The 14413-nt window shown below is 35.3% G+C and carries 10 protein-coding genes; 3 read left to right on the forward strand and 7 right to left on the reverse strand.

The features are described 5' to 3' along the window. Nucleotides 1-100: 100 nt before the first annotated feature. On the reverse strand, nucleotides 101-1330 hold the full coding sequence (locus VB796_RS12470; protein ID WP_323346876.1) for a tyrosine-type recombinase/integrase: 1230 nt from the start codon (nucleotides 1328-1330) through the stop codon (nucleotides 101-103). Nucleotides 1331-1568: 238 nt separating this feature from the next. Further along, nucleotides 1569-4733, reverse strand: coding sequence for a DUF4450 domain-containing protein (locus tag VB796_RS12475; RefSeq protein WP_323346877.1), 3165 nt, complete (start codon nucleotides 4731-4733; stop codon nucleotides 1569-1571). A 619-nt stretch (nucleotides 4734-5352) separates the two neighbouring features. Between VB796_RS12475 and VB796_RS12480 the strand changes: the two genes are divergently transcribed. The 3 genes from VB796_RS12480 to VB796_RS12490 all read left to right on the forward strand — a co-directional run bounded on the left by VB796_RS12480 (nucleotide 5353) and on the right by VB796_RS12490 (nucleotide 8993). Continuing rightward, a complete protein-coding gene (locus VB796_RS12480; protein WP_323346878.1) occupies nucleotides 5353-6816 on the forward strand; it encodes a diaminobutyrate--2-oxoglutarate transaminase in 1464 nt (487 codons plus the stop codon). Between the two features lie 54 nt (nucleotides 6817-6870). Then, nucleotides 6871-8400 (forward strand): aspartate aminotransferase family protein, encoded by a 1530-nt coding sequence (locus tag VB796_RS12485; protein WP_323346879.1) that lies wholly within the window; start codon nucleotides 6871-6873, stop codon nucleotides 8398-8400. Between the two features lie 137 nt (nucleotides 8401-8537). Continuing rightward, nucleotides 8538-8993 (forward strand): hypothetical protein, encoded by a 456-nt coding sequence (locus VB796_RS12490; RefSeq protein WP_323346880.1) that lies wholly within the window; start codon nucleotides 8538-8540, stop codon nucleotides 8991-8993. 55 nt (nucleotides 8994-9048) lie between these two features. Here VB796_RS12490 and VB796_RS12495 read toward each other — a convergent pair whose 3' ends face one another. The 5 genes from VB796_RS12495 to mnmA all read right to left on the reverse strand — a co-directional run bounded on the left by VB796_RS12495 (nucleotide 9049) and on the right by mnmA (nucleotide 14242). Beyond that, complete coding sequence (locus VB796_RS12495) at nucleotides 9049-10488, reverse strand: ATP-dependent DNA helicase (RefSeq protein ID WP_323346881.1); 1440 nt, start codon at nucleotides 10486-10488, stop codon at nucleotides 9049-9051. Further along, nucleotides 10489-11094, reverse strand: coding sequence for an HNH endonuclease (locus VB796_RS12500; RefSeq protein WP_323346882.1), 606 nt, complete (start codon nucleotides 11092-11094; stop codon nucleotides 10489-10491). Nucleotides 11095-11102: 8 nt separating this feature from the next. Next, complete coding sequence (locus tag VB796_RS12505) at nucleotides 11103-12389, reverse strand: AAA family ATPase (RefSeq protein ID WP_323346883.1); 1287 nt, start codon at nucleotides 12387-12389, stop codon at nucleotides 11103-11105. A 71-nt stretch (nucleotides 12390-12460) separates the two neighbouring features. Beyond that, entirely contained in the window at nucleotides 12461-13054 is a 594-nt protein-coding gene (locus tag VB796_RS12510) for an aminotransferase class IV (RefSeq protein WP_323346884.1), read from the reverse strand. Nucleotides 13055-13099: 45 nt separating this feature from the next. After that, the gene (mnmA, locus tag VB796_RS12515; protein ID WP_323346885.1) at nucleotides 13100-14242 is read right to left on the reverse strand and encodes a tRNA 2-thiouridine(34) synthase MnmA; all 1143 of its coding nucleotides are present in this window, start codon (nucleotides 14240-14242) and stop codon (nucleotides 13100-13102) included. Between the last annotated feature and the right edge of the window lie 171 nt (nucleotides 14243-14413).

The raw sequence follows: 14413 nt of genomic DNA on the forward strand, positions 1-14413 counted from the left end.
CCATTTTTTAATTTTAATTCTGTCTTTTATTTATTAGATAATATTGAAGAAATAAGTTTTATGTTAAAATTTAATTAATTGATTATTAGTGTTTTATGTTTTAATCTTCCCACTTTGACATCTCATTTCGTTTGTCTGCTTCTGTAATTCTAATATATCTTTCAAAAGACCGAAGGTCTTTATGACCAGTAATTTTTTGAATTATAGGAATCGGAATCCCCCTTAAAATAGATTGGGTAATAAATGTTCTTCTTGCCGTATGAGAAGAAACTAATTTATATTTTGGTACTATCTCTTCGTTCCTTATTCCCTTTTTATAAGTGATAACCTGCTCAGGCGTATCAATTCCAATTTCTTCCAAAGCTTCTTTGATATAGTCATTAAAGTTTTGCTGTGAATATTTTGGTAATAGATTATTATACTTGTCTAAAACGGCTTTAGAATACTTATTAATTGGCACAATAATAAGTTTTTTGAGTTTAATTGATATAAGCTGAAACTCGTCTTTTTTTACATTTTCTGGTTTTATTTCTGAAAAATCAGATTCTCTCAGTCCTGTTGCACAACCAAATACAAATAAGTCCCTTACTCTTTCTAACCGCTCATTTTGAAATTTGTATTCCCATATTTTTTTCAACTCTTCTTGTGAGATGTAAACTTTAAAAGTGTCTGCTTCTGGTAGACTGTCAAAGTTTTTTAAAATATCTTTGTTAAATAGGTTTAGTTTAGAGGCATAACCCATGAATGTTTTAAGATAGTCTAATTGTTTATTTACACTTGAATTCATAAGCTCCTCTTCTTCAATCAACCAATTGATGTACTCTGTATAAAACTGATAGTTAATATCTGAGAATGTAGGTATTTTTTTCCCAAAAAATGTCTTTAGTTTATTCAAGGCAGTTTGACGATGTTTAGTAGTATCCTTACTATCAATTAAACTATTGACTTTAATAAAGTCTTCTATTACTTCATAAAAACTTTTTTTAGCATTTTCATTGGCTTGCTCAGCTTCCGTACTTCCTATGTTCTCTAATTTTCTTAGTTCCTCTGTAATATACTCAAAAGTCAATTTGATATTATTCATTACCGTGTGGTCAATGATTTGGTCAATCTCAATTTTCTTTTTGTTTATTTTTGCCCAATGTCTTTCAAAACCATAGCCAAATGTCTTTCTAACTTTTTGATTTGTTTCGTCCCAATGCTCAGGTTTAACTTTAAATCCACTTGAATAAAGCTTAATTTTACTATTGATACAAACTTGTACATATACAGTAGTTGTATCAAAAGTATTCTTTCTATCAGTACGTAATTTTAGTTTTGTCGTTGCCATATTTACATCATAAATTGATTCGTTTGGCAAATGTATAAATAAAAATGAAGAAAGCAAGTGGGAAGGTAAAGTCCAATATTTTAGGATTTGGCAAGTGTTTAAATTGACTAAAAAAGCCTTTCATGAGCTGTATAGAGGATATTTTGGTGATTTATGATTTTTTGAATACTAAAGTATGGTGTTCCCTACAAGATCACTAAAAACCCTTTATACATCGTGTATGAAGGGTTTTTTATTGTTATTCCTCCAAAGTCGCTGCCATTAATCCAATAATTACATCATTGTTTAACGCAATGACTTGAATTGTTTTTATTGGCATCTGTGGGATTTTTATGGCATAAACATTACCTGCTCCGCCATCAATTGCTCGGTTGCTAAATCCTTTTATACCGCTGTATTTAATGCCTTCTTTCGCAAATTGTCCTGTTTTTAATAATAATCTGGTCGGACGGTTTGTTTGTGAATATTTAAAGGCTTTTCCATCATCAAAATAATCTTGCTCTATTGGCGACCAATTGTTAGGATTATTCAATGGAAATTCTTGTTTGCTTCCGTTTTCAAAAGTTATAACTACTTTTCCATTGTCCATTTGGCTTTGCATAGGATTGGTCGTTCCTGCCATTAATAAATGTAATCTTTGCCCTTTTTGATTTTCAGGTTTGATGGTCAACGTATCTGGGAAGTTATCCCACTTACTGACAAAAGCAATATTGTTTTTTTGAAGGTCAGTTGGTGTTTGAAATGGTATTTTCTCATAAAATAGCTGTCCATTTCCTTCTTGGGCTTTTTTACGTAAACCTGAATCATCGATTATTGCGTCGGTTAAGGGATAACACCAATTGCCAATTCCTTGCGTTGGGAGTTGCAACGTTGCTGATTGTGGACGTGGACTCAAATACTCATGTTTGAATATATTGGTCACTTTATCATTGAAGGATTTACTCAAATCAATGGGATGGAAAATGTTTGAACTCGTTTCTTTTTCTACGATAGTTTCTACTAATTTCTCGGTGATAGCTTTGACTTCTCGTATTATTTTTTCTCCTCCAAAAGTAATCTCTACATGAAAGTTTTCCCCTTTTATAGTGGTGAATGACACAAAGGTTTCATTTCCTTTTTTGAGCAAAGAATGATTGACTGATTTTCCATTAACGCTCACTTCTTTTATGGTAGGATATTCGCAAGGAATAAGCATGGTGAGTTCAACGGCTTGTTTGAATGCTGTTTTAATTTCATATTTTGATTTTTTCCCATTTCGTTTAAAATCATATTGAATATCTTTTGTTTTCAAATTGGCAAAGTCCCATGTTTTCGGAAAACCTTGTTCAATGGTCAATTGCTCATTTAATAAATGAGGTTTTATCCCAAATAACCCTTCTACTAAACTTCTGCCTGCCATGCCTATTCCATCGGCAAAATCACGGTATAATTCGCCTCTAACGGCATCAAAACTTGATAATTGCTCAAATCCTCCAGGAGATGCGGAGGTATATAAACTTTCAATCAGAGTATTTCTCCAAATGTTATACGCCAAAGTCGGATTTCCGCCTTGCCAACACGCCAAAGCCGTATGCAAATTCTCGCCCAAAGCTACATTGTTGATACTCCATGTATAAGGTTGCCAATTAGTGGTGCTGAGGAGATAAAAATCTTGTTTGAGTTCTGGAATGGTAAAGGGAATTTTGGGAATGTTTTTGTCAATATATTGGGTCATACTAAATTGTTGTTCAGGCGATGCTGCTTCTGAATCAATGGCATGATAGACTGTCCAAACAGCTGCTGATGGATGTGTTTGTTGTAAGCCTAAAGCGTCTTTATATTCGGCAAAACAACCTGTTTCGGTTAGCCAAAGTTTATCTTGCAAGGCTTTATAAATTTTATCGGCTTCGTCTTGAAAAGGTTTGTCATTTTTACCTAATATTTTGGCTAATTGTGCCATAGAACGAAAGGCACGGTAATTATAAGCGGTTGAGTGCGTAACACCTCCGCCGCTATACTGCAAGGCGTCACTCGCCCAAATACAACAATAAGCATCAAATAAACCGTCATTGTCAGGGTCAAAATTATGTTTTTCCCAAGCTAAATGTTTTTCAATAACGGGGAACATTTCTCGTAAATAAGTAGTGTCGCCTGTCCAATTAAAATGATTAAGTAATTGGTCGATATACACCAAATTCATGTCGTAATGATGAGCTTTAATATCACCATTTGGATTTCGACAAATATAACCATCGGTAAAAATTGCCTTTCCGATTTTTTCAACTTGTCGAGCCATGTTCATTGCCGTATCGGGTAGAAAATCAGTCAGTGGAATATTACTGCCAACTTGCGATTTGGCATAGGCTGAAAAATGCGTTCTGGCTCGGTCATGTTGCCCCAAAACGTCAGCAATATAAGGGCCACGCCAAGCGGGTAAACGCATTCGCCAAGCAATTGCCCCGTGCATATACGTTGGACTTTCCCAAATGGCATCTGCTGCCAAACTTAGTGCTTGTCCGAGTGGATTAAGTAGTGAATCGGGCGTATTTATCTGAATAGTATTGAGAATTTGCTGACGTAAATGCTCATTTTCTTGAGCAAATTTGGCAAGATTATCATACTCAAAAGTCAACTTTCCTTTTTGAATATAACAAAATTGATTGGTATTTTTCAGCGAGCCCAAAGCCATCAAACAAGGCGTTGCGGTTTGTTCTTTAGTAGGAATAATATTTAGAGGTGAATCTGTATTGACTGCATTAACGATTGCCAAATCATAGTTTTTAGGGAAAAGTCCTGCCATTATTTGGGTAGAATCTTTGGGATTATACCGAACTCTAAAGCTATTGCGATTTAATTGAAACTGATTATTTAGGCATTTTTCGGGCGTTAAATAAAATACGCTTTCGGGGTCTGCACCGATGTCTCCGTCACGGTTAAATTTCTTGCCTGTAATTCCTCCGTAGAGAAAAATCAATTTTAAAGCTTTCGGAATTTTACCAATTGCCTGATATTCAATCAACATTCCTTCTGAATTATGGGTTGCTGTGGCTTTTAATTTTAAAGTTGATGCCCCTAATAATGCGTCCTTAATTTGGTAAAACATTGCTCCGTCTTCATAGATAGTTTCAATGGTTTTTGCCTCTGAAATCCATTTGCTTTTTGAACCGTTGATTAAGCCGATTTTGCAGTTGCCGCCCATGCCTGGTAGGTACATCGCAAATTCTGGGAAATCACCAGTTTCTACTCGAAAAGCTGTATTTGAGCCGTATAAAGCACGATTGAATTTCCGCTTTGGAGTTTCACAACGAAATCCTTTTCCATGAATTGGGCTATAATGTAAAGGTTTAAGGTTAGTCGAGGTCTGCCCAAAGGAAACCTTAATGCAAATTGCGAAAAGAAAAATGAGGTTAATTTTTTTTGTCATTTTAGCATACATTTAGAGATAATGAAATCAAGATACTAAGAACGATTAACCTGAATTTATACTCATTATTTTTAGAAACGATATTGCGGGACGAATCAGTTTTAACGTTGTTTTTGAGGTGTTTTGCATCACTAAATGGGTGAATTGGTTTTGTGATACTAATTTTTTATTATTTCTCTTTTATAAATTGGTTTTCAATAACTTAACTACATGGACGAAGAAAAAGAGATTTTTATTTTCAAAAACGCTTTATTTATTGGATAAAATATTTTAGGTTTGTTGTAGTTAATGAGACGAGCGTAAAAAAAATATGATAAACCCATAAAATTATGTGTCGTTTTTAATCCTTACTCCTCAAAAAAAAATCCTTACATAATTTAAAATCCTCCGTCAAAGAGTTATCCGCCAGCGATTCATTGACAAAAGTTTTACTTAGTAGCCTCTAAGTAAAACACTCAAAATCCTTCGTTTAATCTTTGTTTTATTAAAAAAAAATTCAGGAAAAAACTTTTCTGATAAGAAATTTCAGCCTTGTTCTACCAAGACTGAAGATTTTTATTGTTGTGTATTACGTCACAAAGTATATAAAACAGGAACTATTAATTTAAATCAATTTACCATGAAAAACGTTAACCCGTCTAAAGTACACCTTACAAATGATATTCGTGTGTTCAGAGAAATCAAAACGCTACCTGGAGAATTTAGAAATCCCTCAGAAAATGAGCAGTGTGTAGGTTTTCTAAATCGTCAAGCTGAAACCGAATCAAATGCCAGAAGTTATCCTCGAAAATTGCCTTATGCCTTAAAAAAAGCGAAAGGAATTTACATTCAAGATGTTGATGGAAATGTTTATTATGATTGCTTGGCAGGTGCAGGAGCTATTGCTTTAGGGCATAATCATGAGGTTGTTCAAGAAGCGATTCGCCAACAATTGGACGATAATTTACCACTTCTTACACTGGATATTACTACACCCGTAAAAGAGGCTTTTGTGAATGAAATTTTGAGTCTTTTTCCTGAAGAATTTGCCAAAAATGCTAAAATTCAATTTTGTGGCCCTTCAGGAGCTGATGCTGTGGAGGCTGCTATTAAATTAGTGAAAATTGCTACGGGAAGACGTACGATGGTTGCTTTTCATGGTGCCTATCATGGTATGACACACGGAGCATTGAGTTTGATGGGGAATTTGGGAGCAAAAACACCCATTACAGGTTTAATGTCGGATGTTCATTTTTTGCCTTATCCGTACCAATATCGTTGCACGATGTCTAATAATTGTGGTTCAGGTTGTGATTTAACTTGTAGCAAACATATCGAAGATGTTTTGACAGATGATGAAAGTGGTATTCCTAAACCCGCAGGAATTATCATTGAGGCAGTACAAGGTGAAGGTGGCAAAATTCCTGCTCCAGATGAATGGATGCGTGAATTGCGTAGAATTACGAAAGAACAAGGTATTCCTTTGATTTTAGATGAAATTCAAGCAGGGATTGGTCGTACAGGAAAAATGTTTGCTTTTGAACATGCTGGAATAATGCCCGATGTGGTTCTTTTATCGAAAGCAGTAGGAGGGACTTTACCTATGTCGGTGGTGGTTTATCACAAAGATTTGGACAAATGGGGGCCAGGAAGTCACGCAGGGACTTTTAGAGGAAATCAGTTAGGAATGGCAACAGGAACGGCAACTTTAAAATATATTCGAGAACATAAATTGGCTGAAAATGCGGAAAAAATGGGTGCTATTTTCTTTGAGCGTTTGCGAGAAATGCAACAAGAAGTGGCTTGTATTGGCGATGTGAGAGGTAGAGGATTGATGATTGGGGTTGAAATTGTGAATAGAACAACTGGTAGAATGAAAAATGGAAATCCTGAAAGATTTGAAAAACTAACCCGCAGAATCCAATTTGAATGTTTTTGTAGAGGATTAATTATTGAATTGGGCGGACGACAAACGAGTGTTTTGCGTTTAATGCCTCCATTAATTATCAATGAAAATCAAGTACATCATGTTTGTGATATTCTTCAAGATGCCATTGTTGCTGCCGAAGAATTTGTGATGGAAGCAGAGGCGGTTTTGATGTAATGTCCATAAATTTGGCAAGCCTAATCTGCTTGCGATAAACATACTATTTAAAAAATGAATCAAAATACGCTATACGCAGAATCCGCCAATATTTCTGAATTGACAGAGTCCTTTAAAAAGTTTTTTCTAAATGATTCTTCTGAAAGTGCTTTACAATATCGGAAATTGACTAATCAAGTGGCTGGTTATATCAGCGAGCAAATTTCTACTCAAAAACAAGCATATTCTGGGAAAAGTCCACAAGCATTAACCACTCAAATTGCTGATTTTGAGATGTTTCCTAAAGATGGAACTCCATTAGAAACTCTTTTGGAACATACCCGTGATTTAATCATAAACAATAATATTTCAGTTTATCATCCCAATTGCTTGGCTCATTTACATTGCCCAACTTTTGTGGCTTCTTTAACTGCCGAAATGATCATTGCAGCTTTCAATCAGTCGATGGATTCGTGGGATCAAGCACCCGCTGCCACGATGATTGAACAAGCTTTTTGTAATGAACTTTGTCGAGTTTATGGTTTTGATAATCAGGCAGATGCAACCTTTACAGGTGGTGGAACAATGTCTAATTTTATGGGACTTTTGTTGGCTCGTGACCATTTTAGTCAGCAACATTATAACTGGAATATTCAGAAAAAAGGTTTACCGCCTGAGGCTTCAAAATTTAGAATTTTATGTGCTGAATTTGCTCATTTTACGGTAGCTCAATCTGCCTCAATTTTAGGATTAGGCGAGAATGCCGTCGTGAAAATTAAAACCAATGATTTTGAAGAAGAAGTTTCGGCTTTGGAAGATACCATTTTTAAACTAAGAGCTGAAGGTTTAATTCCAATTGCATACGTAACTACTGCTGGTACAACGGATTTTGGAAAGATTGGGCAAATTGGTAATTTAGCAGAAATGGCTCATCAACATGGGCTTTGGTTTCATGTTGATGCGGCTTTCGGTGGAGCATTAATATTTTCAGAAAAACATAAATATAAGTTAGCAGGGATTCATCAAGCGGATTCTGTGACGGTCGATTTTCATAAGTTATTTTATCAGCCTATTTCTTGCGGGGCGTTTATTGTTAAAAATAAGCAATCTTTTGAGTACATTCGTTTACACGCAGATTACTTAAATCCAGAAAGTAATGAAGCGTTTGGGATTTTGGATTTGGTTTATAAATCTATTCAAACAACCAGACGTTTTGATGCACTCAAGCCTTTCCTTTCGCTTCAACATATTGGTACTGAAAAGTTTGGCGAAATGATTGATTATACCATTGCATTGGCTACCTCTATTTCTGATTTATTAGAAGCTGACCCTCATTTTGAACTGGCAACTCGTACACAAATCAATGCGGTAGTTTTTAGATATTTACCTGAAGGAGAACACTCCGTACAAGTTATTGATGATGTAAATAATGCCATTAAAACACAACTTTTATTATCAGGAAAAGCCATTATTGGACAGACTTCGGTTAATGGAAAAGCATATTTAAAGTTTACGCTTTTGAATCCGATGACAGAAAAAAGTTCGATAATTGACTTACTGGAAGAAATTAAACGTACTGGATTGAAAGAAATGCTCAATAATTGATTTTGTGTAGGGAGAAATGTTATTTCCATGCTGTCAATTTAAGAAGTTGTTTAAATTGATAACACTGGAATGTTATTTGTCCCTACATTTCTTTGAAAATCTTAAAAGATTAAATATGTGTTCCATATTTGCACACAATGAAACAAAAAATAAAAGAATGGCTTAAAAGATATGGTTTGGCGGAGGTGGTTTCACTGAGCTTAACGGTAGTATCTGCTTGGCTTGCATTTAGATTGACCGAAAATAAAATTACGACTGCTTTAGTAGGTACTTGGGTAGGGAATATTGGATATTTTGGAACAATTTTGATAGAAGATATTTTGCTGGCAAAAAAACAATTAAAGGCAATTGGTAAAGATTACTCACTTGAAACATTCTTTAAAAATGTAAGAGCTTTATTTGTAGAATTTGGGATTGCAGAGTTATTTGATAGCCTTTTCATTCGTCCGACGTTGATGTATTATATTCCTTTGTGGATTGGTGATTTATCATGGGGAGTAGTCATGGCTAAATTTACGGCTGATATAACTTTTTATATTCCTGCCATTGTAAGTTACGAATTGTCGAAGAAGAAGTTGAGGGATTTTGAGTAACACAGGAATCTTTCCTGTGAATATACCGAATTATTCACAGGAAAGATTTTTGGTGTCATAGGTCAAAAAAATCGTTATGGAAATTCAAAAGGAAAACTTCATGCGTTGCTCTTGTTACCGCTGTATATAACCAACGAATAAAATCTTCATTGATGAGTTCATCGGTTAGGTATCCTTGTTCAATAAAAACGGCATTCCATTGTCCACCTTGCGATTTATGACAAGTTAAAGCGTATGCAAATTTCACTTGTAAGGCATTCAAGTATTTATCTTTACGGATTTCTTCGTTGCGTTCTTTTTTGGTAACGATATGGGCATAATCTGCCGAAACAGACTCATAGAGGGCTTTGTTTTCATCTTTTGACATAGCAGGCGTGTTGGTATAAAGGGTATCCATCATCACTTTTGCTTCAATATGTGGATGGTCTTCATAATCTAAAAGTCGCAAAGTCAGGGTTGCAAATCTGAATCCGTGCATCTCTTCAATTCCTCTAATTTTCATAACTTCCACAAAATCACCATTCGCTAAAAAACCTGCGGGAGAATCTTCACCCAACCAATGATAATTATTTCTTACAATCATTAATAAATCTCCCGTAGCCAATTCATCTTCTTGAGAAAAAATTCTTTGACGAATATATCTATTATATTGAACCGCAGTTTTGTTGGAACGAGTAAGAATTATGGTGTTTTCACGGTCAAATTTTCGGTAGGCATAGTTTAATCCATCTTCTAATTTTTCCCCAGTCATTTTATAAAAATCCCTAAAACCTTTTGTCGTAAAGCTGATTTTCGGTTCTTTATCTTTTAGTAAATCACGTAATTTAGTGGCATTGAATAAGATTCCAGAGTCAGCATCCTGACGCATAACATCGGTTAACTCTTGCTCCAAAACGCCCACATGAAATTGCCCTTCCATGTAATTTTTTTCAAGGGCTGGCGAGTTTAATTTGCCCACAGGAGGTAACTGAGCGGTATCTCCCACAAAAATCACCTTGTTCCCATTATAATCAGTTTCGGGATTTGTGAAGATAAATTCCATCAAATCCGTCAATAAACCAGCCGAACCGTATTCGGCATCATCCGAAATCATAGAGGCTTCATCAATGATAAAAACCGTGTTAGTTGCGTAATTATTTTGACGTTGAAATTCTAAATTACCAGTAAAAGCGTTGGCAACTTGACGGTAAATTTTCTTATGAATCGTCAAAGATTTTTTCTTGGAATAATTACTCATCACCTTCGCCGCCCGACCCGTAGGAGCAAGAAGCACTGATTTTAGTCCAAATTTGGGCAAAACCTTAATAATAGAACTAATAACGGTTGTTTTACCTGTACCCGCATATCCTTTCAACAGAAAACAAAGTGGACCAAAATCATCGGTATTAGTCATAAAATTATCCATTTTTTGGAATAATTCTACTTGTCCAGAAGTTGGTTCAAAAGGAAATTTTTGACGGAGTAGGAAGGAGGGGGTTGGGTTTTCGGTTGGCATTTATTGAAAGATGAAACGGTGTTTTAATTGTTCTCTTGGATAATTGGGTTTGTCTGAAAAGCCATCATAAGATTGTCTTCTACTTTCAACCATTGCCTTATGATTGAAGTTGAGTATTTCATCTGTTTTCTTAGCTTTTTCTAATTTATCAATACTCAAATTGGGCAGAATTCTTATTTCATGTTCAGTATAGTCATAGAAAAAGTAGGATTCAAAATTGTATGATAACTCGTCTGGACGAAGGAGTAAATCATCAAATTGGTCTCCTTTTTCCTTTTGACAATGAGCACACGCAACGTATAAATTATCCCAATTGCAAACATCAAGTGGAAACTTTGATTTAGGCTTAAAGTGGTCTATCGTTTCATCGGCACTCATTAATGGAAAACCATCACAATACGAACAATGAGCATCTGTTTGTTCAACTAAAGTTTGGAAAATCAGATGATTTAGCTTCTCCTTATTTACTTGAGGGTAATTATAATACGTTCGATTCGTTTGTTTTTCGTATCGCTCTCCATAAATAACCCAACGTGGTCTTATGTCTTCCTTAGAAAAGGGTTCTATTAATACACTTGGACAGGGTTTTCTTATAAATTTTCTCATTTGTAAAACTATACTAATTCTTTTTGAGTGATTCTTTTGAGCTGATTCATTTCCATACCCATCATTTGTTCTAATTCGGTACTTTGAGAAGCTAAATGTTTGACAAGTTCGTTGAATTCTTCACTATTATAGGTTTGTCCCATTATAATTTGTTGTCGGATTTCTCTGAATCGAGCCAAATCTTTCTCAACTTCTACTCCATACTGCTGGTTTATTCCAAAGACTTCATCTAAAATCCTACGGACACTTTTTCCATCTTCCGACAAAACAGGTTCACCATCCAATACCGCAAAACCATCATCCCCTTTTTGCAATTTATGAACCCAAGCCCCATCAACTGAACCCACCACGAAAGGCGAATGGGTTGAAATGAAAATCTGAGCATTTTTAAAGAGTTTTTGCACAACGGGTAAAATTTTACGTTGCCAAGCTGGGTGAAGATGGACTTCGATTTCGTCAAGGAAGAGGATGAAGTTTCTGTCGAAAATGGGTGTATCGTTTTCCCATTTTAATCTATCCATTCTCATTAACAAATCTCCAATCCATGAAATCATTGATTTAAGACCATCTGGAAGAGTGTCAAAATGTAATCTGAATTCTTTTAGTACGAAAACATTGAAATCGTCATCAATATCAAATGAAATAGCTTCTTCGATTATTTCACTAATGATATTTTCTAAATTTTGGAGAGTTTCTTTTAAAACTTTCGCTTTTGCATTATCTCCTCTCCCTTTTGAGCTTAATTCACGAGTTACTGTGTTGACAATCCATTGTATTAAATTTTCAGGATTAATTGAACGATTAACATCTAATGAATTTTGCAAAGGGTTATCCAATATTTTTTTAGGACCTTCAATTTTTACTTCTGTTACTCTTCTATATCCAGAATAGGCAAAAAAGGCAGTTTTAAATGGACGTAATTGAACAAATGAATTAAGGTTGTCTTCTTCTAAAGTAGTATGATAGCTTCCTAAAAAATCTGGAATATGTGTAACAGGGGCAAATAGGCGACCGAAGAATATATATTTTGCAGGAGAACAGGCTTCGAATTTAACTTCGAAAGAGCCTTCTGTGTCATGGCTTTTTTTGTGAAAATTTAAATGGACGTTTTCTGACTTGAGAGTAATGGACTCGATTAATGCCTCCAACACCGTACTCTTCCCAGTCCCATTTTCCCCAGTCAAAATATGAATTTCAGCTTTATCTGGGTCAGTCTTTTTAGGAAAGTCCATTTTTATATGCTCAAAAGCTCCTATTTTATTGATTTCAAGGCTTTCTATTCTGAAATTTTCCATTTTGTTTCTTTACTTGTTTTCTCAAAAATAATCATTTTTCCCGTTGGACAGGTTTTTAACCTGTCAATTTACTAAATAATCGCAGATACAGGTTGGAAACCTGTGCTACTCAACTCCCGAAAGGTATTTACCAAGCAAACTCCTTGATAGTTTTCTAAGTCTTGAACCTTTATTTCTTTTTCTGTAATTACTTGTCTATCAAGTAATTGTTGTCTTTTGGTACCTTTCAATAAAGGCGTTGAAGGCGTAAACCAATTTGTGCCATCATAAAAGGCTAAATTGGCAATGGTACAGTCGGTAATGAAACCATTTTTTGTCATAATTACTTCGTCAACTGCTTGATTTTCAGTGAGTAATTTTGTTAAAAAACTACGGTCAGAATATTTGTATGAATAATCCCAATCGCCAATATCAACCAATTTTAGCGTTTTTATTTCTTTATAAACGTAAGGAGTAAAGGTGATTTCTTGAATTTCCTCTGAATAAATCACACGACAACGAAAAATACCTTCTGAACATTCAGAAGGTATTTTTACGATATTTTCTAATTTCAAAATATCTTGACAACCAAACAAATCTGCTCGTGAAGCATTAAAGCGATTATTATGGTATTCGATATGTTGAAATGTTCCGTTTTTTATTTGTATAGTTTCTAATAGTTGCATGGATTTTATAATCATATTGCAAAAATCACTAAATCACTAATTCTTTCATTCACTCAATGTAACTGCCGCATAAATGCCAGTTTCAGCATTTTGTTTGAAAGATTTCAAAATCCAACCGCCACCAATTACGTCATCTCCTTCATAAAAAACCGCTGCTTGCCCTGGGGCAATTCCTGAAACTGAATCCTGAAAATGGACTTTCATTTTATCACCTTCTTGCCAAATAGTTGCATTTGCTCCTGCATCTTTATAACGAACTTTGGTAATGGTTTCAATCGGATTTTCGATAGACGCATATTTTGATAAATTCAATTGTCCAACCATCATTCCGTCTCTTTCCAAGTCTTTATCACGACCCAAAACCACTTCATTGGTATCTTTTCTGATTTCAGTTACAAAAGCAGGATAACCCAAAGCAATTCCCAAACCTTTCCGTTGTCCGATGGTATAGAATGGATAACCTTCGTGTTTTCCCAATATTTTACCGTCAGTATCCAAGAAATTCCCGCCTTTTACTCTTTCTTCCAAACCCTCTACACGGCGTTTGATAAAACCTCGGTAATCGTTATCTGGCACGAAACAAATTTCGTAGCTCTCCGCTTTATTGACCAAATCCATAAAGCCACGCTCAGTAGCCATTTCACGGATTCTTGCTTTGGTCAAATGCCCCAAAGGCAATTTTGTACGAGCTAAACTTTCTTGTGAAACACCCCAAAGTACATAGCTTTGGTCTTTCCAAGCATCAAATCCTTTTGAAATAATGTGTCTGTTGTTTTCCTCTCGGATATTGGCGTAATGTCCCGTAGCAATAAATTCACAGTCTAATTTATCGGCACGTTTCAAAAGTGCATCCCATTTGATGTGCGTATTACACATTACACAAGGATTTGGTGTGCGTCCTTCAATGTATTCTCCTGTAAAATAGTCGATTACAGCATCGCCAAATTCATTTCTAATATCCAGAATATAATGTGGGAAACCCAATTGTACTGCCACATTGCGGGCATCGTTGATGGAATCTAAGGAACAGCAACCTGTTTCTTTTTTTGTACCACCCGATGAGGCGTAATCCCAAGTTTTCATCGTCATTCCAACGACTTCATAGCCTTCTTCGTGGAGCATTACCGCTGCCACTGAACTATCAATACCGCCACTCATGGCGACTAAAATTCTTCCGTGTTTACTCATTTTGTTTGTCTGCAAGGGTTCAAGGCCCTTCGGTTGAATGTATCTCGATTCTCCAGAATCGAAAAATGTACCACGATTCTCCAGAATCGTTTTACATTGTTTCTAATTTATATTGTTCACGATTCTGGAGAATCGTGGTACAAAGTTACAACATTCCTGCAAATACTTTGG

The organism is Arcicella sp. LKC2W, from assembly GCF_034931005.1.
Taxonomy (GTDB): Bacteria; Bacteroidota; Bacteroidia; order Cytophagales; family Spirosomataceae; genus Arcicella.

Coding starts and splice junctions, on each gene's coding strand:
- mnmA (WP_323346885.1), bottom strand. CDS start 14,242: ATGAGTAAACACGGAAGAATTTTAGTCGCCATGAGTGGCGGTATTGAT.
- VB796_RS12510 (WP_323346884.1), bottom strand. CDS start 13,054: ATGCAACTATTAGAAACTATACAAATAAAAAACGGAACATTTCAACAT.
- VB796_RS12490 (WP_323346880.1), top strand. CDS start 8,538: ATGAAACAAAAAATAAAAGAATGGCTTAAAAGATATGGTTTGGCGGAG.
- VB796_RS12470 (WP_323346876.1), bottom strand. CDS start 1,330: ATGGCAACGACAAAACTAAAATTACGTACTGATAGAAAGAATACTTTT.
- VB796_RS12495 (WP_323346881.1), bottom strand. CDS start 10,488: ATGCCAACCGAAAACCCAACCCCCTCCTTCCTACTCCGTCAAAAATTT.
- VB796_RS12505 (WP_323346883.1), bottom strand. CDS start 12,389: ATGGAAAATTTCAGAATAGAAAGCCTTGAAATCAATAAAATAGGAGCT.
- VB796_RS12475 (WP_323346877.1), bottom strand. CDS start 4,733: ATGACAAAAAAAATTAACCTCATTTTTCTTTTCGCAATTTGCATTAAG.
- VB796_RS12485 (WP_323346879.1), top strand. CDS start 6,871: ATGAATCAAAATACGCTATACGCAGAATCCGCCAATATTTCTGAATTG.
- VB796_RS12480 (WP_323346878.1), top strand. CDS start 5,353: ATGAAAAACGTTAACCCGTCTAAAGTACACCTTACAAATGATATTCGT.
- VB796_RS12500 (WP_323346882.1), bottom strand. CDS start 11,094: ATGAGAAAATTTATAAGAAAACCCTGTCCAAGTGTATTAATAGAACCC.